The following is a 22,159-nucleotide window of genomic DNA, read 5'->3' on the forward strand; positions in this document are numbered from 1 at the left end:
GCCGAGGCCCGCTGGAACTATGTGCTCGACGGTATGGTCGCCGGCGGTAATCTCGACCGCAACGAACGCGCGGGCATGACCTACCCCGAGGTGCTGTCTTCGTCTGCGGCCACCGGGCAGAAAACCGATTCCTCGGGCCCGTGTGCGTTGCACAAACGCTTAAAAAAAATATCATCAAACCCGTTGTTTTGGACACCCAACGGGTGCCGGGGCCCCGGGGCCCCCGGCGGTGGCGATCCCACCGCCGAACTCGACATCATGATCGTCGCGCTGCGCGCTCCCGCGGACGGTCCGATCGGTGATTCCGGACTCATCGTCTCCGACCGGGAAACCACCTGTTTCAATATGAACGACGCGCGGCCGGTCGATATGGACGTCCTGCACGACGCCTTCGGCACGATAGATATTCATCTGCTGCAGTACTCCGGCGCCATCTGGTATCCGATGGTGTACGACATCCCGGCGCGCACGAAATCGAATTTCGGTAAGCAAAAGCGGCAGCGCGGAATGGACCGGGCCCGCAGCTATATCGAGCAGGTCGGCGCCACCTGGGTTGTCCCGTCGGCCGGCCCGCCGGTTTTCCTCGACGACGAACTGCGCTACCTCAACGACGATCGCGGCGACGAGGGAAATATCTTCCCCGACCAGATGGTCTTCCTCGAGCAGATGCGCGAACACGGCCACGACCGTGGGCTGCTGATGGTGCCCGGGTCGACGGTCGACGTGCACGGCGCCGAACTCGAACTGAACCATCCCTACGATCCCGACACCATCTGGAACGATAAGGCCGCCTACATCGAGAAGATGGCGCAGCGGCTGGCACCGGTACTGGTCGCGGAGAAGAAGACCTGGGCCGCAGCCGAAGGCGAACCGCTCCTCGAACCCCTGCGCGACCTGTTCGAGCCGATCATGCGGCAGAGCGATCTCATCTGCGACGGTATCGGCTACCCGGTCGGCCTGGTGCTCGGCGACGAAACCGTGGTCCTCGACTTCCCGGCCCGCCAGGTCCGCGCCCCCCGCGAGGGGGAGGGCAAATACCGCTACGGCTTCCGGATCGCCCCCGAACTCGTCCGCACCGTCCTGCGTGATCAGGAACCGGACTGGGTGAACACGATCTTCCTGTCCACCCGCTTCCAGGCCTGGCGTATCGGCGGCTACAACGAGTACCTGTACACGTTCTTCAAATGCCTCACCGACGAACGCATCGCCTACGCCGACGGCTGGTTCTCCGAAGCCCACGACGATTCGGCCTCGGTCGAGGTGGCCGGCTGGGAAATCCAGCGCCGCTGCCCCCACCTCAAAGCCGACCTGTCGAAATTCGGTGTGGTGGAAGGAAACACCCTCACCTGCAACCTGCACGGCTGGCAGTGGGACCTGGAATCGGGCCGTTGCAAAACCTCGAAGGGCCACGAACTCCGCTCCCGCAAACTGACCGAACCGGCCGGCTAGGCGTGGCGATACCGACATCGCATCCGTCGCGGCCCCGCTGGTGGCGCGTGCCGCAAACTCCACTTTGTCGATGATCTGAGGGTGCCGACCAGCTGCCTGGCGCAGTCCAAACGGAAAATGCTCTATCGCAACACCTCTGACGTGGATCGGGAGTATTGTTCGATGCGCCCGGTCCCGGCGGAGAGCAAGGGGTGCCGGGGCGGGGAAGCATAGGGGTTTCGGGTCGGCTTCTCCCTGCCGGGCGCACGCCTAGGACAGCATCGCGGAATGGTGCTGGACCAGGCTCGATCGTCAAATCGTCCGAATCGCCAGGGCGATTCTCATTCTGGACGGTGGAGCGTCTCAGTGCTGAGAACACCTGGTCCCCTTGGAACGGAGCTATCCGTATGACCGAGTGTGATCGATCGACCCTTCCTCGTCGGCAGCTTGGTAAGCACCTGCGCAACGGTCGAGAGGCAGTAGGGCTGACGCTGGCCGAGGTCGGTGCGTTGATGCAGTGGAGTATCAGTACGGTCCAGCGGTTGGAGGTCGGTGCGACCGAACGTATCCGGATGATGGACCTGGAGGCGTTGTGCCGAATCTACGAATTCAGCGAAGAGTTCACCGAGGTGCTGAAAGGACTCGCTCTTCAAGCAGCGGGCAAAAGTTGGTGGCATGAGTACGGGGACATCATTCCCGAGCATTTCGACGTATTCGTGGATCTGGAGTCCTCGGCGCAGGCACTGACCTGGTATGAGCCCGAGCTGGTACCGGGGATTGTGCAGACTCCCGCATACGCGAATGCGCTGATCCGGGCCGCCTTCCCCGATGAGGCGGTCACGGAGCATGAGCGGCGGGTCAAGTTGAGGATGGGCAGACAGGCTCGGATAACCCGAAACCATGCGCCGGTCCGGATCGACATCATCGTCCGGGAATCGGCGCTTCGGGTCCTCGTCGGTGGTTGCCGCGTTATGGCAGGTCAGTTGCGCCATCTCGCGGATCTCGGGACGCGACCGAATGTGACGGTCCGCGTCCTTCCCTTTTCCGCGGGTTGTCCGATGGGTGTTGCGATGGGGCCGTTCGTGATTTTGGAACCGCGCCGACTCGCTCGACGACAGCCCCCGGAGCCGACGGTTGTCTATGTCGAGAGCTACACCGGGGACCTCTATTTGGAAAAGCCGGCGACGGTGGAACGTTATGCTCGGGCGTATCAGAGGCTTCGGCGGAAAACGCTCGATGACGAGCGTAGTCGGGCACTGTTGCGGCGGGTTGCGAAGGAGTACGGGACGTGATCGATCATCTAGCCGGCGTGAAGTGGTTCAAAAGCACGTACAGCGGTGCCGATAAGGCATGTGTCGAGGCCGCGTTCTTGGCCGGGGGCACGGTGGGAGTCCGTGATTCCAAGGATCCCACGGGCCCGGCGCTGGTCTTCGGTCCCGAAACCTGGGATGCATTCACCTCGGATGTTGCGACCGGTCGGTATCCGTCCGCGTCCTGACCTCGATACCGAGCGGGGCGATAGCCGGATAGGTCTGTCCCCGGTCGCCGCGGGGACGGCCGGTTGCCGGGGTTTCGGGCGGCGGTAGAGTCACGCCATGGCCTCGCGCATTATCCGGGTCGCGACCCGGGCCAGTCCTATGGCAGTTGCCCAAGCCGAGCAGGTGGCGGCGGGTTTATCCGAGCTCGGTGCGGAAACCGAACTGGTGAAGGTGACTGCTGCCGGTGACCGCTGGATGGGGGATTTGGCAGCGCTCGGTGGCAAGGGGGCTTTCGTCAAGGAAATCGACGATGCCCTGCTGCACGACGAGGCCGATCTGGCCGTGCACTGCTTGAAGGATATTCCGGGTGATATCCCGATTCCGGAGGGTATCGCGTTCGCCGGATTCCCGAAACGCGACGATGTGCGCGACGCGATCATCACCAAGGACGGCCGGCCGCTGTCGGAACAACCGCCGGGGACCGTCGTCGGCACCAGTTCGGTGCGCCGGGCCGCGCAGTTGCGGTTGCACTACCCGCATCTGGAGATGAAACCGCTGCGCGGGAATATGAACTCCCGGCTCATGCGGCTCGAGGACGGGTACTGCGATGTGCTGATCGCCGCGGTCGCCGGGATGTACCGGATCGGCCAGGAGGATCGGATCACCGAAATCCTGCCGCTGGAAATCATGTGCCCCCCGATCGGCGCCGGTGTCCTCACTCTGGCCTGCCGCGCCGACGACGACGAGGTCCGCGAACTCGCGGGTCGGCTCGATCACGCCGAAACCCGCCGCGTCGTCGACGCCGAACGCGCGATGCTGCACGCCCTACAGGGCCACTGCAATTCGCCGATCGCCGGCGTCTGCGTCATCGAACCCGCCGGCCGGCTCTCGTTGCACGGCAAGGTGTTCAACCTCGAGGGCACCCAGTGGCTGGACTCGCAGCACTGGGGTGTCCCGGAGGATCCGCAGGCGCTGGGCTTCTTCGTGGGATCGGACCTGCTGCGGCAGGGTGCGCGCAGGATCATCGACTCCATCCCGCACTAGCGGGTCGCTGCTTCCGTAATCAGGCGGCCGCGAGTGCGTCCAGCAGAACGTGCCGGGAAACCCAGCGTGGCCCGGCACGATCGACGGCGGCGAGAACGCCCCGGGTTCGAGCCTGCACCACCGGGTCTGTGTACACCTCGTCGGGGCGTCGCAACATACCGGTCACCTGCATGAGGGATCGGAACACCACGGGGTCGTAGGCCGCCGCGGTGCGAATATGCGCCGGTGAGATCAGGTCGTCCGGCTCCGATACCGGTTCCGGCTGCGCATGTATCGAACGCCGCAGTGATCCCAGGTAGGCGGCGTCGAGCCTGGTCTGCTCCGCGAACCACGGCTGCACGTCGGCGGTGATTCCGGCATCGACGGCCAAGGCTTGATCGTGGGCGCTGTCGGGATGGCGCCGGATCGCGGCTCGCACGCGGACGGCGCTGTCCAACGCCATCCCGACACCCCGGCCGAGGGTGGGGTTCATATGGCAGGCGGCATCACCGAGGACATGGAGTCCATGCACCACCGGCGATCCATCGACGATCAGTCGCCGCAGCAAACCGTGCAGCCCCGCCATCGGCCGGACTCCGGTATCCGGACTGCACACGGCACGCCATTTCCGCAGCCCGGGCAGCGTATCGATCACCGCTTCGTAGGCGGCGGCATAGCGCAGCGACCGGAACGGGCGATCCTCGGCAGCGGGGCAGACAGCCACCGAGAGCACGCCGTTATCGGCCGTACAGGCGACCAGTCCGAAGTGTGGTGTGAACTGCAAAAGCGAGAGACGGCCCGGTTCGGGCCAGGATTCTCCCGGCCGGAGCCGGTAGTGCCGTGTGTAGTAGTTGATACCGCATTCGGTTTCGATGGTCGCTGTCGGACGGATGTGCTCGCTCCCCAGCCAGGTATCTATCGGCGAACGGCGCCCGGACGCATCGAGGACGATATCCGCGGCGCGGTCGCCTCGAATCGTGCGTACCCCGGCCACTCGTGGCGGGCTTCCGGGCCGCGTGATCAACCCGGTCGCCAGATTTCCCCCGCACAATCGGATCCCGGGTTCGGAGGCGGTGATGAGGCGGAGCGACCGGTCGAGGGTCGATCGGCGGCCTTGCAGATACGACAGTGCTTCGTCACCCGGCCGCAGATTCCGGTCGGCAAGTGTTGTCGGCATCCGGTCGGTCACCGGCGATACGACCGCACCGGCGCCGAGCAGGTGGGTGTGTACGTCGGGAAGATGGTCACGCAACAGTTGCCCGGCCAGCGGAGTCAGCGAATGGAGTTGCGCCAGCTGTGGCGCGGACCGCCGGAAAACAGTTCGGGCTGCGGTCTCCACATCGGCCGCGGGCGCTACGGTGTCGCGGTCGAGCACTTCGACCCGGTGACCGTCCCGGGCGAGTAGTAGCGCCGCGCTCAGGCCGGCGGCGCTACCGCCGATCACGATAATGCGCATGAGCGTGCCTTTCTGAATCGATCCTCGTCCACCTGCAGCATGAGCCGGCGCGCTTTCACCCCGCTTTCATCGGTGTACGCGCGTGCCCACCTTGTGTGTCACGCTCATTCGTCGACACTGGGATCGTGCAATTCCGGGTGCTGGGACCACTGCGAATTCAAGACCGAGGGCGAGAACATCTCGTATCCGGGCGCCTGCAACAGGCGCTTCTCGGCGTACTACTCGCCAGGGCGGGGGCGGTGGTGCCGCAGGATCTGCTCATCGACGCCCTGTGGGGAGCCCGGGCCGGGCCCAGAGCAAGGGCAAGGTTGCATGTGACCGTCCATCGGCTCCGGGAGCGACTGCCCGCCTCGGCTCAGCTGCTGGCGGAAGGAAGTGGCTACCGGCTCCGGGTAGACCCGGAGTGTATTGATGCCGTACGTTTCGAGGCCCTGCTCGAGCAGGCGTCGACGACCGATCCGCAGCGCGCGGCCGAGCAGATCCGTGCCGCGCTCCGGCTCTGGCGCGGTGATCCCTACGAAGGCGTCGATGTTCCGCTGCTCACCGGCGAAGCCAAGCGACTCGAACGACGGCGGTCGACCGCGGTAGAGAACCTGTACGTCGCAGAGCTGGCCTGTGGTCGGCACACTGCGGTGCTCGCCGAACTCACCGATGCTGTCCTGCAACATCCCTTGCAGGAGCGACTGCATGCGCTGCTGATGATCTCGCTGTACCGCAGCGGCCGGCAGAGCGCGGCGCTGGAGGTGTATCGGCGGGCACGGGACCACCTGGTCGGTGAACTCGGTCAGGAACCCGGGCCAGAGCTGCGGGAAATCGAGCGCCAAATACTTGCGGGTGGGCCGGTGAGCCTGGCGGATACCGGCGAGCAGGTCGTCCCGCGCCCCGCTCAGCTGCCGGGTGATATCAGTGGTTTCTCCGGCCGGCAAGCGGAACTCGCGGCGCTCGACAAGATACTCGAGGAACGGGTCGACGATTCCACGATGCCGTTGGTGGCGGTGGTCACCGGCACCGCCGGGGTCGGAAAAACAGCGTTGGTCCGGCACTGGGCGGCGTCGGTTCGAGGTAGCTTCCCGGACGGTCAGCTCTATGCCGATTTCCATGCCTACGGACCCGATCCGGAGTTGACGCCGGGCGACGTGCTGGCCGGTTTTCTGCGCGCTCTCGGTGTCGCCGGGCCGGATATCCCGGCCGGAACCGATGAGCGTGCCGCCCTGTTCCGCACTGTGATCGACAGGCGCCGGATCCTGATCGTCCTCGACAATGTCGCGACTGCGCAACAGGTGCGGCCGTTGCTACCGGGTGATTCGACCTGCCTTGTCCTCGCCACCAGCCGTGATTCGCTACCCGGACTCGCGGCCCGGGACGGTGCCCTGCGGGTATCGCTGAACCGTCTCGTGGAATCCGAGGCGCTCGAGCTGCTCCGCAGATCGGCGGGCAGCCGGATTCGGGGCTACCCCGATGCGGCGGGGACCTTGGTCCGGCGTTGCGCCGGTCTCCCGCTGACGGTCCGGCTCATGGCCGAGCTGGTGAACGAAACACCAACGGAGGCGGGCGGGCAACCGATTGTGGAGCTCGCCGCCGAATTGGCCGGACACCGGTCGGCGCTGCAGGTTCTCGATGCCGGCGGCGATACGGGTACGGATGTACGCGCCGTGCTCTCCTGGTCCTACCACAAGCTGGCACCGGACGCCGCGCACGGATTCCGCCTGATCGGCCTGCATCCCGGATACGACTTCGACCAGGCAACCGTGGGCGCATTGCTGGGTGTCGAGGAGCCGCAGGCCCGCTCGGTGCTGCGGATGTTGCGCCGCGCGCATCTGGTCGAAGTTTCGGACGGCAGATACTCGATGCACGATCTGCTCCGGTCGTACGCGGTCGAACTCAGTGCCCCCGAGGACTTCGGTCCCGAGCGCGAACCGGCGTTGAATCGCCTGCTCGACCATTACGCCGCGGCTGCGGCGGCAGGTGACGAAGATTCTCACCACAGCACCCGGTGGTTCGAGGACGAACGCCGCAACCTCGGGCTTGTCTCCCGGCTGGCTGTCGATTCGCGCCGATTCGATGTGGCGATCCGGCTGTCGGTCGCACTGCGTGGCCGCCTCCGGTACGGAGCGCATCACGACGAGGCACTGGTGATCCATCGGGCAGCCGTGGACGCGGCCGCGGAATACGGCGACCCGCTCGCGGAGGGCACCGCGAGCCGATATCTCGGATCGACCTACCGCCGGCTCGGGCGTCTCGAAGACGCCTACGGATACATGGAACGGGCATACCGGTGTTTCGAGCGCGCGGGTGCGCGCCACGAGGTACTCCTACAGGCCGGAAATCTCGGTACAACCTACACGTGGCTCGGACGCTACCGCGACGCCGTCCGGCTGCTGCGCCACGGCATCTCGCTCGCAGAGGAGCTCGGCAGCGAGGGCCGCCTCGGTCGGGCAGCGGCGCTGGTGTACCTGGGGCAGGCGTACATGTACCTAGGAGATCCCGGCCGTGCGCTCACGTGCGCCCTGGAAGGACTGGCCGGTGCAACGGAAGTCAACGATTCGGTCGACGGAGCCGACCCCGCCAGATCGGTGGCTTTCGATGCCGAAACCCTCGCCGGCCTGGCACTGGTACGCCTGGACCGATACACTGCTGCGCAGCCACATCTGGAACGCGCATTGGAGTCCGGAAACAGCACTCTGCACGCGTACCTGACGCCGTTGGCGCTCGTCTATCAGCGGCAGGGCCGCAAGGCGGATGCCTATGCCCACGCCCGCCACTGCCTATCGCTGGCAAAAGGCTTCCGCGAACGGGTGATGGAACCCGAGGTCCGGATCACGCTGGGGGAGCTCTACCAGCGCGACGACGAGCCGGCCAGGGCGCTGACCGAGTTCCGCGCAGCAGCCGCCGTAGCCGCCGACGCGGGGCTGCGCTATCACCACGCGCGGGCCGAACTCCTGATCGGTGATGTGCTGGACTCCCTGCCCGATCGTCCTGGTGCGCGGCGAGCTTGGGAATCGGCCTTCGAGATCTGGGCGGCAACCGGATCGGCCGACGCGGAGATCGCTGCCGCCCGGCTACGGGATGCTCGGTGACGTCGACCGGAGCGCGGAACTGGGTTCTGCGCCGAGTGGCCGATGGGTGATCGCCGCATGAAAAGGCGCGATCAGCTCGGGTCCGATCCGCGGATCGCGGCGAGCCAGATGGCGGCCGCCGCGGTCACGGAGCATGCGCCGGTGAACGCGGGGATACCGCCGCCCACGACGTAGACCCAGAGCAGCCCCGCGAACGGCGCCGCCACCGCGGACTGGGCGTCCAGCAACAGCCGCCGGGTGACTTTCGTGGCTGTTCGCGCGCGGTCCGAAACCTCCGGATCGGGCCGCGTGGGATTGTCGATGAGGCGGCCGGGGGGCTCGTGGTCACGTGCACGCCCCGACGGAAAAGTGCGGGATCCATTCTCGGAACCGGTATCCAGGTCGGTATTCGTCTTCTGCAGTACTATTATCCGGCGCTCGCCCAGCACAGCCGGGCCGCCGGTGTAGGAGATCAATTCGGGATCGAAATACACCGGCAGCCAGCGGACGCGGTCACCCTCGCGCAGTTCCAGCCAGGACCGGCTGAGCAGCTGATGCTCCTGCCGGACCCGCCGCACGGTGACTGTCCCGCTGCCGCTGCTGCCGTGCCGGAAAACTCCCAGCGCGACAGCGATCCGGTACCCGCTGTATCCCACGATCCCGATCGCCACCACAGCCAATGCGCTGAGCTGGTCCGGATCGGCGAACGGCGCCCACGCGGTGAGTACCGCGAGGGCGCCGATCGTTACGCACAGCGGATAGGCCAGTGGGTGGCCTATCCGGGATCTCACTTAAGGAATCCGATTTTCGTGTAGTCGAGTGAGGCCAGTCCGGCGGCACCGTAGTTGGCGAGGTTATCGCGCACGCCGACGTTCCCGGCGGATTGCACGAGTGGAATCGAATGTCCTTCGGCCCAGACCTCCTTGTCGACCTGATTGGCCAGTTCGATGGCCTTCTGCGGGTCCAGTTCCGACAGCGTCTGCTCGATCAGTTCGTTCAGTTCGGGCGAACCGATGCGGCCGTAATTGCCCTGCAGATCGTCGGGGTAGTAGCCCCAGATCTGCGGGATGCTGCTCAGCGGGAACGCATCACCCTGCCAGCTCCACTGGCCCACATCGAAATTGCCGGGCTGGATCACATCGGTGAAGAAGCCGTTCCCCGGTTTGGTCTCGATGACCAGCTTGACCCCGATCTTGGCGAGGTTCTGCTGGATGATCTGCGCGATCTGTACCCAGGTCTGGTCGTTGTACATCACATCGCGGATCTCGAGCCGGCGACCGTCCTTCTCCCGGACATCGCCGTTGAGTTTCCAGCCGAGGGCATCGAGCTCCCGGGCCGCGGCTTCCGGGTCGAACGGCAGGCTGTTGTCCTGATAGCCTTCCTGGCCCTGCAAGAAGATGTGGTTGTTCAGCGGTTTCGGGTCCGGGACCAGCCCGTTCTGCATGGCTTTGGCGATACCGTTGCGGTCGATTGCTTTGATGATCGCGACGCGTACGGCCGGATCTTCCAGGAGTGAACCGGGAGCACCGTTGAAGGTCAGGTGGTTCCAGAAGTTGCTGGGTGCCCGCCGGATCACTACGCCGGGAGTGTTGCGCGCGGTCTCCATATCATCGCGTGTGCCGAGGCCGACCGCGTCGACCTCGTTGTTCGCCAGCGCCGGCACCATTGCCTCGGACGCCAGTTCGCTGAAGGTGATGGTGTCGAGTTTGGGAGTATCGCCCCACCATTTCGGGTTGCGGCCCAACACGACCCGGCCTTGCGCGCGGTCGGTGGACTGGACGACGAAGGGGCCGGCGGTCTTGGTGACGCCGTTTCGCCACCCTTCGTTGAATGCTTCGGGAGTGGATGTCACCTCTTTGGGCAACAGCATGCTGTTGCCCGCGAATTGTCCGGCCCAGTCAGCGAAATGCTTGTCGAAGGTGATGATCGCCTGACGATCGTCGATTCCGCGCTCGACCTTCTCGACTCGGTCGAAGCCCATGGTGTTGCCGACCAGGAAGCGATCGTCGCGGCCACTGAGCGCGTTGGCCTGGGACGCTATGTCCTCCCAGGTGATCGGGCTGCCATCGGACCAGACGGCCTTCGGGTTGATCGTGTAGGTCACCTGCTGGGGCTCGGTGTTGGTGAGCTCCACGCTGGTGAAGTAGTTGGTGTCCACGGAGATCTTGCCGGCCGAGTCGGTGACGAACGACCTGGGCAATGTCGGCCTGACGACGGAAGCGACTCCACCGTCACTGTCCAATTGCAGCGGATTCCACTGCTCCGGGTACGACGACATGACCAGTCGCAGATTCCCGCCGTCGCGCAGTTCGCTCACATCGTGCGGGTTGATGTCGTTGACCGACCCCAGCTCGGCGACCGCGCCTTCCGGAGCACCGGTGTCGTTCGCGCCGCACCCGGCCGCGAGCAGGGCGACGGCGAACAACGGTACCGCGAGCCTTCTCCCTGCAGATCGAATCCTCATGGCCGATACTTCCTTCCTGCCGGTGGGTCCGGCGAGCACGCCTGTCAACCCTGTACCACGGGCACGGGTACCGCCTCGATCAGCGACCGTGTGTACGCGTGTTCCGGGGCTTCGAAGATCTGCTCGGCCGGTCCCGCTTCCACGATCTCGCCGCGGTACATCACGGCGATATCATGCGCCAGATTCCGTACCACCGACAGATCGTGTGAGACGAAAAGGTAGGACAGCCCGCGTTCGGCTTGCAGGTCGCGCAGTAGGTTCAGCACTCCGGCCTGGATGGAGACATCCAGCGAGGACACCGGTTCGTCGAGTACGAGCAGTTCGGGGTCCAGGGCGAGAGCCCGGGCGATGCATATGCGCTGTTTCTGCCCGCCCGAAAAATCCCCCGGATATCTGTCGGCGTGTTCGGGTCGCAGGCCCACCTGCCGCAACAGCGCCGGTACCCGCTGGGCTATCTCGGATTTCGGATGGCCGGCGATCCGCATCGGTTGCCCGACAGCATCGGCCACGGGCAGGCGTGGGTCGAGCGAAGCGGTGGGATCCTGGAAGACGATCTGCAGTTTCCGGCGTAGCTCCCGGCGTTCGGACCGGGTCAGGGTCGCTACATCGTGGCCCATGACCTCGATGGAGCCGGACTGTGGTTTGACCAGGTCGAGGATCTGGGTGAGCGTTGTCGACTTCCCGGAGCCCGATTCGCCGACCAGGGCGAGCGTGCGGCCGGCTCGGATCTCGAAACTGATCCCGTCCACCGCGCGTACCTCGCCCTTACGGCGCCGCAGCAGTACACCGGAAGTGATCTGGAACGTTTTCACCAGGTCGGTGACCTTCAGTACGACCTGGGTATCCCTTGCCGGTGGGACGGGCGTCGCCCCGACTTCCTGCCGGTACGCGTCGAACAATGCGCCGGAGCTCAGCTCGGCGGTGCGGATGCATGCGGCGGCCTGGCCCGGATCGGTTTCGGCGAGCGGGGGTTCGGCGGTCCGGCAGTCGTCGATCGCCACGGGGCAGCGGGGCGCGAACGAGCATCCCGGTGGTAGCGCGTGCATGGCGGGCGGGGCGCCGACGATCGGAATGAGGGGTGCGCGCGGGGGTCCGTCCATTCGGGGGATGGAGCCGAGCAGGCCCACCGTGTACGGCATCCGCGGATTCCGGAACAATGCGGCGGTACTCGCGGTTTCCACGATCCGGCCGGCGTACATCACCGCCACACGGTCGGCGATCGTGGCAGCGATACCCATATCGTGGGTGATCATGATGACGCCGGCGCCGGTGATATCGCGCGCCTTGCGCAGCAGGTTCAGAATCTGTTTCTGCACCGTCACATCGAGTGCGGTGGTCGGTTCGTCGCAGATGATCAACGCGGGATCGTTGGCGATGGCCATCGCGATCACCACACGCTGGCGCATCCCCCCGGAGAACTCGTGCGGAAAAGCCCTGGCCCGCAGCTCCGGATCGGGGATACCGACCAGGTCCAGCAGTTCCACTGCGCGTTTCGCGGCCGCGTCCTTGCTCAATGCGCCGTGCGCGAGCAGCGCCTCGGCTATCTGGTCGCCCACCCGGAAAACCGGAGTGAGCGCCGAGAGCGGGTCCTGGAACACCATGCTCACCGCGCTGCCACGCAGCCGCGACAGTTCCTTGTCGCCGAGCCCGATCAGTTCCCGGCCGCGCAGCCGAATCGAGCCGCCGACGCGCGCCTGCTCCGGTAGTAGGCCCATCACTGCCAGTGACGATACGGACTTTCCGGAACCCGATTCGCCGACGATGGCAAGAACTTCGCCGTCGGCGACCGTGTAGTCCACACCGCGGACCGCCTCGATACGACCCTCTTCGCTGGGAAAGGAAACCCGCAGGCCGGTCACCTCGAGCAGCGGTGCCGTGGACTCCGTCGCGGCCGGCCCGCCGGACCGGTTCGACGCCGATTCCGTCATCGTGTTGCCTCCGGTCATTTCCCCGAACCCTCCGCTATGCGGACCTCCTGCGCTTGCTGCGCTTTCCGTTCCTTGCGGGACGGACGGGACCGGGCGTTCTTCGCCCCGGGATCGAAGGCGTCGCGTAACCCGTCACCCACCAGGTTCGCGCAGAGCACGGTGATGATCAGCAGGCCACCGGCGAACATGAACAACCACGGATAGGTCATCGCCGAGCTGGTGCCGTTGGCGATCAGGGTGCCCAGCGAGACATCCGGCGGTTGCACACCGAACCCGAGGAAGCTCAGCCCGGTTTCGGCCATGATCGAGGCACCCACGGTGAGCGTCGTATCGATGATCAGGATCGAGGCGATATTGGGCACGATATGGGTCAGGATCACCGTATGCGTGGGGGCGCCCATATAGCGGGCGGCCCGGACGAATTCGCGTTCGCGCAGGCTCATGGTCAAACCGCGCACGATCCGCGCACTGATCATCCAGCCGAACACACTGAGCAGCACGATCAACAGCACGATCGAGCCGCTGCCCTTCGTCCGCGGCGCGAAAAGGGCCACGATGATGAAGCTCGGGACGACCAGCAGCAGATCGACCAGCCACATGAGGGCACGATCGGTCCAGCCGCCCAGCAATCCGGCGATCGCCCCGACGAGCGCGGCGAGAGTGGTGGAGGCCACCGCCACGCAGAATCCGATGATCAGCGATTTCTGCAGACCGCGCAGGGTCTGGGCGAGCACATCCTGCCCGATTTCGTTGGTGCCGAAGGGATGCTGGGGGCTCGGGGGCTCCAGCAGTGCGGTGTAGTCGAGTTCCTTGTGGTCGTACGGCAGAAATGCCGGCAGCACGAACGCGGCGAGGAACAGCAGGATCAGGATCGCGGCGCCGAACAGCGCCGGTTTGTTCCGCAGGAAACGGCGCAGCACCAGTTTGCGCCGGCCGCTCGCCGCGGGCTCCGGTGCGCCCTGTACCAGGATCTCGGTTTCGTTGATGCTCATGCCACCCGCACCCTCGGGTCGAGAATCGCGTAGACGATATCGGAGAGCAGCCCGGACACCAGCACCACCAGACCGGCGAACGCGGTCACCGTAGCGACCACGTAGATGTCCTGCGCGTTGATCGAATCGACCAGCCATTCGCCGACGCCGTGCCAGCCGAAAATCTTCTCGGTGAAGGTCGCACCGGTGATCAGCCCGCCGAGACTGTAGGCGAACAGGGTTGCCATCGGGATAAGCGCGGTGCGCAGACCGTGCTTGTAGAGCGCCTTGTTCCGCGTGAGTCCCTTGGCTCGCGCGGTGCGGATGAAATCGCTCTGCAGTACGTCGAGCATGGCATTGCGCTGGTACCGGCTGTATCCGGCCATGCCGCCGAGCGCGAGGGTCAGCGTGGGTAGCACCAGATGTTGTAGCCGGTCGACGAGTTGCGCGCCGAAACCCTCGATATGGCCGGCCGAGGTCTCGCCGGTATAGAGGAAGATCTGCTGGCCGGTCAGTGAGTTGATCTCGAGCGCACCGAACTTCAACAGCGTGGCCAGCAGGAAGACCGGGGTGGACAGGATCAGCAGAGAGACAACGGTGGTGAAGTAGTCGCTGAATCTGTACTGGCGGATCGCGCCGGCCGCGCCGATCAGCACGCCGAGCACGGTGCCGATGATGGACCCCAGAATCAGCAAGCGCAGACTCACCGCCACCCGGCGGCCGAGTTCCTCGCTCACCGGCTGCCCGCCGAGGGTTTCGCCGAAGTCGCCCTGCACCACGCCTTTCATCCAGATGACGTAGCGCTGCGGTATCGGCTCGTCGAGGTGCAGTTGCTCGGCCTTGGCATCGATCACCGACTGCGGGGGCCGCGGATTGCGCTGTTCCAGGCTGTCCAGCGGCCGGAAGGTCAGCGAGGCGAGACTGAAGGTCAAGAAGGATGCCAGCAGCAACAGCACGACGTAGTTGAGTGCGCGTCGCAACAGAAAGCCGGCCATCATTCCCCTCGATATCAGGTGTGGTCCCTGATCATAGGGAGCGTTTCCGCGACCTGCGCGCCGGATGGCTCGCTGCGTGTTCGCCCCGCTTCGGGGCCTGGTCGCGGAGTGCGACGGCACCTGGCACGGGCGAGGCGCCACGGCCTGCGTGGAGGGGCCCGGCCGGTCGTGGGTTGTCTGGGCGGGACACTGCGGTGCCCGCGGAGGCCCGCCGTACCGGGGACACAGCAGAATGGACTGGGTGACCGCATCGCAAATGCCCAAACCCAAGCTTGTGGCCTCCGACGTGGACGGCACTCTGATCGACCCGTATGAGCGGGTCACCGCGCGGACCCGGGATGTCGTGGGGGCGCTGGTGGCCGACGGGGTGCAGTTCGTGCTGGCGACGGGGCGGCCGCCGCGGTGGATTGCGCCGGTGGTGGCGGGGCTGGGGTTCGCGCCGCTGTGCGTATGCGGTAACGGGGCGGTGCTGTACGACCCCGAAACCGACCGGGTGCTGAGCACCACCGTCCTCGACGTGCCGACGCTGGCCTGGCTCGCGGATCTCGCGGAGAAAGTGCTGCCCGGATGTGGTCTGGCAGCCGAACGGGTGGGTGCCAGCGCCCACGACGCGGCGACGCCGCAGTTCGTGAGCTCGCCCGAGTATGTGCACGCCTGGCTGAACCCGGACGATACGGCCGTGGCGCGCGATGAGGTCATCGCCTCCCCGGCGATAAAAATGCTGATCCGGCTGCCGGGGACCAGTAGCGGCGAGATGGCGGCGACGCTGGCCGGTCATATCGGTGACCGGGCGGATATCACCTATTCGACCGACCACGGGCTGGTCGAGATCTCCGCGCCCGGCGTCACCAAAGCGCACGGGCTGCGCATCATCGGCGAGCGGCTCGGTATCGACCCGGCCGATATGGTCGCGTTCGGCGATATGCCCAACGATGTGCCGATGCTGCGGATGGCCGGGCTGGGCGTGGCGATGGGTCATGCGCACCCGGAGGCCATCGCGGCCGCGGACGAGGTCACCGGGACGAACTCCGATGACGGGGTTGCGCGGGTCTTGGAACGCTGGTGGCCGCAGGACGATTCGCGCCGCTGACGCGGACCGCGACTGGCGCCGGTGTCGCTGGTGGATCTGCGCGGCCGCGTACCGACATGATGGTCCGTGACCGTTCGCCCCGCCGACGCTGTACAGCACCTGCCCGCGGGCCGTCGGAATCGGGCGCGGTGCCATAACGGGGCATCCGACCGGGTGGCCGCGAAGCGCCGGCGGCCCGGCGTTGATGAGCGCCGGCCGGACACAGAACCGCGCCGACCGTTGTACACGGTCGGCGCGGTTATCCGGACTGAATTCAGGCCGCCGGGGCCGGCGGGACTGTCGGTTCGCCGGTGGTGGCCGGGGCCGGTGGAGCTCCCTCCGGGCCGGCCGGAACCGGTAGCGGGGTAGGTGGTTGTGGTTGCTGCTCCGCGGTGCCGGGGGCGGGTTCGGGCGGTGCCGCGGGCGCGCCGTCGGGTGCCGGTTGTGCCGGGGGTGTTTCGTGGATCGGCGCACCGGCCGGGGGCGCGATGGGAGTGCTCGGTGTCGAACTGTCTCCCGGAGTCGGAGCCGGAACTTGGGCTTGGGCCGGAACTTGGGCTCGAGCCTGAGCCGGAACCTGCGCTTGGGGAGGAACTTGTGTGGGCGCTTGCGGCTGCGGCGCCGGGGCGGCCAAGGCAGGTGCGGGAGCACCTGGTACCCGGTCGTGCACGGGTGGCGGAGCGGCGAGCGCGGGTGCCGGTGTCGGGGTGACCCCCTGCGGCAGGCCCGGCGCCGGCAGCGGAGCGGCCTGCGGGTGCGGTGGTTGACCCGGCGCACCCTGGACCTGCTGCTGGTTGAGTTCGTTATAGGTCTTCCACAGCGTGCTGACCACATCGGTCGCCTGGTTCAGGATCAGCGAACCGTTCTGGAAATCGGCACGCAAACCCTCGGGTACCGGGTACGGGCTGGTCAACGGCAGGCCGAGGGCGCCGGCGTCGGCGCCGAGTTCCAGGAAGCGGTCGAGGATCTTGCCGACCACCTCATGGGCCTGCCCGTCGGGGGTGGTGTAGACGTAACCGTTCACGAATTTCGCGTACTGCTGGCCCTGGGCGGCGGGCAGCGGTTCGGAGGCCGCCTGGCCGAGCGGGCCGTCGGGGCCGCCCTTGGAGGCCCAGTATTTGGCGATCAGGTTGTCGTTGACCATGGTCAGCAGCTTCGCGGTGAGGTCGGCGAGGGCGGCCAGGTCGGAGCGGGAGGCCTGGCTGCGCGGTGTCTGTGTCTGTGATTGTGTTCCGCCGGCTTCACCGGCGGCGATCGTGCGGATGCGGTCCATCTGCGCGTATGCGGCGTCGCCGGGACAGCTGGTGTTCCCGACGTCGCGGTGCGCGAACACAACCGGCAGTTTCACCTCTTCACCGCGGGCGTACGGGGTGAACTCGGTGCCCTCCGAGTACATGGTGGTCTGACCCTTCGGGTCGAGTCCGGCGATCTTGGCGCGCCAGCCGATGAATTTGCCGATGGCTTCGATCGAGGCGTCGGTGGGCTGTTCGGTCTGGTAGTCGCCCATGATCGCGACTCCGGAGGTGTTCTCGTTGAAACCGCCCGCGTGCGCGCCCTGTACCGGCTCGTTCAGGCCGCCGTAGGTGCCTTCGAAGATCTGCCCGTACTTGTCGACCAGGGCGTTGTAGCCGATATCGCACCAGCCGAGGGTCTGCGAATGGTAGGCGTAGATGGCGCGCACGATCCCGGCCGATTCGGCCTTGCTGTAATCGTTGCGACCGGCGGTGTGGTGCACGGTGATACCGCCGAGGCCGTCGTCGTAAGTGGGTTCCTGGCAGCGGATGGATTCGTCGGCGCCCCATTGGTTACGGGTGATCACCCGTGGTCCGCCGCCGGGCAGGGCGGCGGCGATATCCTGCAGATTGTCGTCGACGGCGCCGCGTCCGGGATCGATCAGGACGGCGGTGAGATCGGGGGGCGGCTCTTGTTCGCCGGCCGCGGCCGGGGTGGGGGTCAGCGGGCCGCCCGCGGGCTGCTCTGGTTTCCGGGTGACCAGAACCTGTACCGCGGTGGTGTTTCCGACGTAGATCGGGTCGGTGCCTGCGGGCGCGCCGTCGGCCACGCCGTCGGCGCCGTCGATCGGGCTGGCCTCGTACCACTGGCCCCATGCGCCGTCGGGCTGTTTGGCGCGGACCATGACGGTGGTGTTCGCCAGGTCCGGCGCGGTCAGCGCAACCATGCTGAACGGCTCTTCCCGGGTCAGTTCCTTGACCTGGGCGCCGACGGCGTTCATGAATTCAGGGGGGATGACGCCGGGGGTGAGTGCCGGCGTGTCGGCGGAGGGGGTGCCGCCGCCGGGAGCCTCGGTGACGAATCCGGGGACCTGGCGGCCGGATGCCGGACCCGGCGGGGAATCGGACGGGGTGAGTCCGGGCAGGTCGAGTGCATGGAGATCCGATAATCGCAGGCCGGGAAGTTCCAGACCGGTCAATTCGGCCAGCGGCAGGACGATATCGGTGGCATTGTTCAACGCCTGCTCGGTGAGCAGGGGCGGTACGGCGGTGAGTTCGACCTGGTCGGCCGATTTGTGTGGGCTGATGACCGTGGGAACCAGGAGCGGCCCCGCTACCGCAATCAGCGCGACAACCGGCAGGACGTAGGAACGCTTCGGTTTGCGGTAGGGCACGAGCATCTCCAATCAGGGTTGCAACCGGTGATCGGTGAGCAAGTCATGCTTGCGTACTCGAGTCTCACAGACCACACTAGCCACATTCGTCACAAAGCTAAACCTGAGGTTGAGGCTTACCTGGTCGCTCGAATGTAGCTCCCGGAGCGTGGCCGGTCGAAACGACATGCCGACGTCGTGTCGAGGCAAACGTCCGGGCGAATCGATGGGAGTGCTCGTATGCCATACCGAAACAGCATAACTCGCTCGAAAGATCCGCTGCGCCTTGGTAATCCGCTGGTAGTGCGCCGATTACCCCGGTCGATGCGAGGACGAAGGATCAGGCCCGGGCCGATGTTCGCCTGCGGTGCCACGGCTCTGCTGATCGGCGGCTCGTTACTGGCGCCCTCTGCCGGTGAGGTATACCGGATGATTGCCGAGGCCGGTCCCGGGCACGGCAGGGGGCTCAGTCAGCACGGCGCGCTGCAAAACGCGCGCAGCGGCCAGAGTGTCGAGCAGATCCTCGGGCACTACTACCCCGGGGCCGAGATCGGCACGGTCGGCCCGGCTTCGGTATCGGTCCGGTTGCAGGGCTACGACGGCGCCGAACCGGTCGTTTTCTCGGATGCCGGCGCCCGGGTGGCGGGCCGGGTGCTCGAGCCGGGCCAGGCCGCCCGGTTGATACCCCTGCCGGACGGCGGCGCGCATGTCGTCGTCACCGATGGCTGCGAGGGCGGCGTGCTCTGGGAGACATCCGTCGGCGACCCCTGGGTCTATCCCGTCGACCCGAATCCCAACCGCCCGGCGAACGAGCACCTCACCCTGTGCGGGGGCGGCGCCTACCGTGGCTCCGTGGGTGTGGCCACCGAAAACGGTGACGCCCGCACGGTCAACCGGGTGGATGTCCAGGACTATTTACGCGGCGTGATCCCCGCGGAGATGCCCGCCGGCTGGGATCCGGTGGCGCTCGAGGCCCAGGCCATCGCGGCGCGCTCCTACGCCCTCGCCGAGACCCGCTGGCCGTACGCGCAGACCTGCGACACCACCGACTGCCAGGTCTACAGCGGTACCGCCCAGGAGGATCCGCGCACCACCGCCGCGGTGGAAGCCACCGCGGGCCGGGTGCTGCTGCGCGACGGGCGGATACTGCGGTCGGAGTACTCAGCCGCGCCCGACGGCGGGCAACCCGCCGATATCCAGACTTTCGAGGTGGGCCCGACACCCGCGGAACTCGCGGTCGCCGGTCCCATGCCGGCCGCGCCGGCCGACCCGCAGATCCAGGCCGCGCGGCCCGACGGGGCCACGCCCGGCATGCCCGGGGACTCAGTACCGCCGGTCTCACCGGAAGGCGACAAAACCGCCCCGAACGCGGGCGCTCCGGTGCCGCGGACTCCCGAGGGCAGCCTGCCGACGTCGCCGGACGGGACGAATCCGGCGCTTCCCGGTCTGAAACCGGGGCAAACGCCCTCGCCGATCGATACCGCCTACGCGGAAATGGGCGGCGCCCGCAGTGTGGTCGGCCTGCCGGTCACTCCGGAGATGGCGCTACCCGACGACGCCGGTAGCTACCGGTTGTTCGAGAACGGTGTCATCGTCTACACACCGACCCTCGGTGCGCAGGTCGTCGACTTCACCACGCTGATGCAGATGGTGCCGAACCTGGAGGAGCCCGCGGTGGGCAGCGCTGATTCGGAAGCAACCGAACCCGGGACGGCCGAATCGGGCAGCTCGGGAGATACCGGAACCGACCCCGGTACCGCTCCGGGCCGGGTGCCGGCGGGCCGTGCCGGAGCCCCGGACGCACCGGAAACCCCGTCCGGCGGGCCCGCGCTGCAGGGCGACCGCCCGGCCGCCTTACCGGGTGCCGAGAAAATCCCCATGGACATGGAGGTGACCGACCTGTCCAGCGGTTCCTGAACACCGCCCCGCGACCGCTTGACCTTTACGTAGCGTCAACTTGCACGCTGGAGGAACCGACGCGATACGGAAGAGGTGAAGGGTCGTGGGCGCGGGTTCGGGCACCGGCGAATGGTCCATCCAGGAGCTGGCCAGGGCGGCCGGCACCACCAGTCGTACGCTGCGCCATTACGGGCAGCTGGGACTGCTGCCGCCCAGCCGGATCGGCGCCAACGGATACCGCTATTACGACGAGCGTTCCCTGGTGCGGTTGCAGCGGATCCTGCTGCTGCGCGAACTCGGTGTGGGCCTGCCCGTGATCGGGGAGATCCTGGCCGGGGAGAAAGACGCCGCCACCGCCCTGCGTGCGCAATTGGACCTGCTGCAGGGCGAACAGGACCGGATCCGCCGCCGGATCGAGTCGGTACGCACCACGTTGGGCAAATTGGAAAGAGGTGAACGACTCGTGGCGGCAGAAGTTTTCGAAGAATTCGACCATACGCAATACAAGGACGAGGTCACCGAGCGCTGGGGCGCCGAGGCCTACGAGCGCGGCGACCGGTGGTGGAATGCGCTCACCACGGCACAGAAACAGCAGTTCCAGCAGGATCAGCTCGATATCGCCGAGGAATACGGCCGGGCGTGGCAGGCCGGGCTGGCGCCGGACAGTGCCGAGGTCCGGGCGATCACCCAGCGGCACTACGAATGGGTGTCGGTGGGCTGGCAGGGCCGGCAGCCGAGTGCGAAGGAATTCGCCGGGCTCGGTGAAATGTATGTCGCCGACGAACGTTTCGGGGTCCACTACGACCGGCACGGAAAGGGCACGGTGGAGCTGGTTCGCGATGCGATGAAGTACTACGCGGACACCTATCTCGAATAGAAAACGGCCGGCGCGGGTGTCCGCACACGAAAAGTGTGCGGACACTTGCGTTTCACAATGAGTGGGACGAGACGTCGGCGAACTCCACTGCGGCGCGGTAGAGTTCCCGAAAACATTTACGAGGGGGAGGTCCCATGAGTTATCCGTATGGTCAGCCGCCGCAGCAGGGGTACCCGGCACCGGGTCCCGGCTACCCGGCTCCGGCCTATGCGGCCGCACCCGGTCCGTACGGGTACCCGCAGCCCGCGCCGAGCGGGGGCACCGGTATCACCGCGGGCATCCTCGCGCTGCTGGGTGCCCTCTCCAGCGTCGGTATGGCCATCTCCATGTTCATCCTGACCGCCGCCACCTCGGAGAGCTCGCTCACCAACGGGGCGGCACTGGCCACCGGTGCGCGCCGGCGCAGCAGTTCCTCCAGTAGCAGCAGTGGCAAGGGCCCTGATGTCGATATCGATTTCGAGGGTGTCGGCATCATCTGGGGGATCCTGTACCTCATCGTGGCGGTGGCCCTGCTGGTCGGCGGGATCATGCTGCTGAAACGGAGCAGTGCCGGCCGGATCACGGTGATCGTCGCGTGTGTCGCGTTCCTCATCGTCTCGATTTTCGGATTCGGGCTCACCGCGATCATCGCCGGTCTGTTCGCCCTCGGAACGCTGGTCCTGGCCGCTCTCGGTTCCACCAAACGGTGGATCGAGGCCGGGCGGGCGCCCGCGATGGCCGGTGGCTACGGGCCCGCCCCGTACGGCTACTGAGCCGGCGATTCGCACACCCGTTCGCCCGGGGGGGGGGGGAGCCCCCCCCCCCCCCCGCGGGTTTTTTGGGGCCCCCCCCGGGGCCCCCCCCCCCCCGCGGGTGCACACCCCCCCCGGAACCCCCGGCGGGCGGCGTAGAGAAAACAAAAGGGGGGGCG

16 protein-coding genes are annotated in these 22,159 nt (G+C 66.7%); 9 read left to right on the top strand and 7 right to left on the bottom strand.

Annotation, left to right across the window (positions count from 1 at the left end; translation table 11 throughout):
- From QH196_RS21635 to hemC, 4 genes are all read left to right on the top strand, one after another.
- The coding region (locus QH196_RS21635; RefSeq protein ID WP_280417639.1) for a Rieske (2Fe-2S) protein at nt 1-1,449 on the top strand (1,449 nt) is incomplete at its 5' end.
- 386 nt (nt 1,450-1,835) lie between these two features.
- Entirely contained in the window at nt 1,836-2,720 is an 885-nt protein-coding gene (locus tag QH196_RS21640) for a helix-turn-helix domain-containing protein (protein WP_280417640.1), read from the top strand.
- Complete coding sequence (locus tag QH196_RS21645; protein ID WP_280417641.1) at nt 2,717-2,926, top strand: DUF397 domain-containing protein; 210 nt, start codon at nt 2,717-2,719, stop codon at nt 2,924-2,926. Before QH196_RS21640 ends, QH196_RS21645 begins: the two co-directional genes overlap by 4 nt.
- Before the next feature lie 97 nt (nt 2,927-3,023).
- On the top strand, nt 3,024-3,950 hold the full coding sequence (gene hemC / locus QH196_RS21650) for a hydroxymethylbilane synthase (protein WP_280417642.1): 927 nt from the start codon (nt 3,024-3,026) through the stop codon (nt 3,948-3,950).
- Between the two features lie 19 nt (nt 3,951-3,969).
- Here the strand turns inward: hemC and QH196_RS21655 are convergent, their stop codons facing one another.
- Entirely contained in the window at nt 3,970-5,385 is a 1,416-nt protein-coding gene (locus QH196_RS21655) for an NAD(P)-binding protein (RefSeq protein ID WP_280417643.1), read from the bottom strand.
- Nucleotides 5,386-5,510: 125 nt separating this feature from the next.
- Between QH196_RS21655 and QH196_RS21660 the strand changes: the two genes are divergently transcribed.
- Nucleotides 5,511-8,462, top strand: coding sequence for an AfsR/SARP family transcriptional regulator (locus QH196_RS21660; RefSeq protein ID WP_280417644.1), 2,952 nt, complete (start codon nt 5,511-5,513; stop codon nt 8,460-8,462).
- A gap of 71 nt (nt 8,463-8,533) precedes the next feature.
- Here the strand turns inward: QH196_RS21660 and QH196_RS21665 are convergent, their stop codons facing one another.
- From QH196_RS21665 to QH196_RS21685, 5 genes are read right to left on the bottom strand one after another with little or no spacing between them, the layout of a single operon-like run.
- Nucleotides 8,534-9,232, bottom strand: a complete 699-nt coding sequence (locus QH196_RS21665) for a hypothetical protein (protein ID WP_432279530.1) — start codon at nt 9,230-9,232, stop codon at nt 8,534-8,536.
- Nucleotides 9,229-10,905 carry an ABC transporter family substrate-binding protein gene (locus QH196_RS21670; RefSeq protein ID WP_280417645.1) on the bottom strand — a complete coding sequence of 559 codons (1,677 nt, stop codon included), beginning with the start codon at nt 10,903-10,905 and terminating at the stop codon, nt 9,229-9,231. The genes QH196_RS21665 and QH196_RS21670 overlap by 4 nt, the downstream gene beginning before the upstream one ends.
- 44 nt (nt 10,906-10,949) lie before the next feature.
- Nucleotides 10,950-12,833, bottom strand: coding sequence for an ABC transporter ATP-binding protein (locus QH196_RS21675; protein WP_280417654.1), 1,884 nt, complete (start codon nt 12,831-12,833; stop codon nt 10,950-10,952).
- 14 nt (nt 12,834-12,847) lie between these two features.
- Nucleotides 12,848-13,825: an ABC transporter permease gene (locus tag QH196_RS21680; RefSeq protein WP_280417646.1), complete on the bottom strand. Its 978-nt coding sequence runs from the start codon at nt 13,823-13,825 to the stop codon at nt 12,848-12,850.
- Entirely contained in the window at nt 13,822-14,799 is a 978-nt protein-coding gene (locus tag QH196_RS21685; protein WP_280417647.1) for an ABC transporter permease, read from the bottom strand. The genes QH196_RS21680 and QH196_RS21685 overlap by 4 nt, the downstream gene beginning before the upstream one ends.
- A 232-nt stretch (nt 14,800-15,031) precedes the next feature.
- Here QH196_RS21685 and QH196_RS21690 point away from each other — a divergent pair, with 232 nt between their 5' ends.
- The gene (locus QH196_RS21690) at nt 15,032-15,889 is read left to right on the top strand and encodes an HAD family hydrolase (RefSeq protein WP_280417648.1); all 858 of its coding nucleotides are present in this window, start codon (nt 15,032-15,034) and stop codon (nt 15,887-15,889) included.
- A gap of 253 nt (nt 15,890-16,142) precedes the next feature.
- Here QH196_RS21690 and QH196_RS21695 read toward each other — a convergent pair whose 3' ends face one another.
- Entirely contained in the window at nt 16,143-18,500 is a 2,358-nt protein-coding gene (locus tag QH196_RS21695; RefSeq protein ID WP_280417649.1) for an N-acetylmuramoyl-L-alanine amidase, read from the bottom strand.
- Nucleotides 18,501-18,827: 327 nt separating this feature from the next.
- Between QH196_RS21695 and QH196_RS21700 the strand changes: the two genes are divergently transcribed.
- The 3 genes from QH196_RS21700 (at nt 18,828) to QH196_RS21710 (ending at nt 22,001) form a co-directional block, all read left to right on the top strand.
- Entirely contained in the window at nt 18,828-20,390 is a 1,563-nt protein-coding gene (locus QH196_RS21700; RefSeq protein WP_280417650.1) for a SpoIID/LytB domain-containing protein, read from the top strand.
- Nucleotides 20,391-20,475: 85 nt separating this feature from the next.
- Complete coding sequence (locus tag QH196_RS21705; protein ID WP_280417651.1) at nt 20,476-21,249, top strand: MerR family transcriptional regulator; 774 nt, start codon at nt 20,476-20,478, stop codon at nt 21,247-21,249.
- Between the two features lie 134 nt (nt 21,250-21,383).
- Entirely contained in the window at nt 21,384-22,001 is a 618-nt protein-coding gene (locus tag QH196_RS21710; RefSeq protein WP_280417652.1) for a hypothetical protein, read from the top strand.
- Nucleotides 22,002-22,159: the final 158 nt, after the last annotated feature.

Source organism: Nocardia carnea (assembly GCF_029868325.1).
GTDB classification, from domain to species: Bacteria; Actinomycetota; Actinomycetes; order Mycobacteriales; family Mycobacteriaceae; genus Nocardia; species Nocardia carnea_C.

Excerpts from the sequence above, each read along its gene's own strand:
- QH196_RS21680 (WP_280417646.1), bottom strand. The coding sequence starts at position 13,825 with ATGAGCATCAACGAAACCGAGATCCTGGTACAGGGCGCACCGGAGCCC.
- QH196_RS21690 (WP_280417648.1), top strand. The coding sequence starts at position 15,032 with ATGGACTGGGTGACCGCATCGCAAATGCCCAAACCCAAGCTTGTGGCC.
- hemC (WP_280417642.1), top strand. The coding sequence starts at position 3,024 with ATGGCCTCGCGCATTATCCGGGTCGCGACCCGGGCCAGTCCTATGGCA.
- QH196_RS21685 (WP_280417647.1), bottom strand. The coding sequence starts at position 14,799 with ATGGCCGGCTTTCTGTTGCGACGCGCACTCAACTACGTCGTGCTGTTG.
- QH196_RS21700 (WP_280417650.1), top strand. The coding sequence starts at position 18,828 with ATGTTCGCCTGCGGTGCCACGGCTCTGCTGATCGGCGGCTCGTTACTG.
- QH196_RS21655 (WP_280417643.1), bottom strand. The coding sequence starts at position 5,385 with ATGCGCATTATCGTGATCGGCGGTAGCGCCGCCGGCCTGAGCGCGGCG.
- QH196_RS21710 (WP_280417652.1), top strand. The coding sequence starts at position 21,384 with ATGAGTTATCCGTATGGTCAGCCGCCGCAGCAGGGGTACCCGGCACCG.
- QH196_RS21640 (WP_280417640.1), top strand. The coding sequence starts at position 1,836 with ATGACCGAGTGTGATCGATCGACCCTTCCTCGTCGGCAGCTTGGTAAG.
- QH196_RS21675 (WP_280417654.1), bottom strand. The coding sequence starts at position 12,833 with ATGACGGAATCGGCGTCGAACCGGTCCGGCGGGCCGGCCGCGACGGAG.
- QH196_RS21695 (WP_280417649.1), bottom strand. The coding sequence starts at position 18,500 with ATGCTCGTGCCCTACCGCAAACCGAAGCGTTCCTACGTCCTGCCGGTT.
- QH196_RS21670 (WP_280417645.1), bottom strand. The coding sequence starts at position 10,905 with ATGAGGATTCGATCTGCAGGGAGAAGGCTCGCGGTACCGTTGTTCGCC.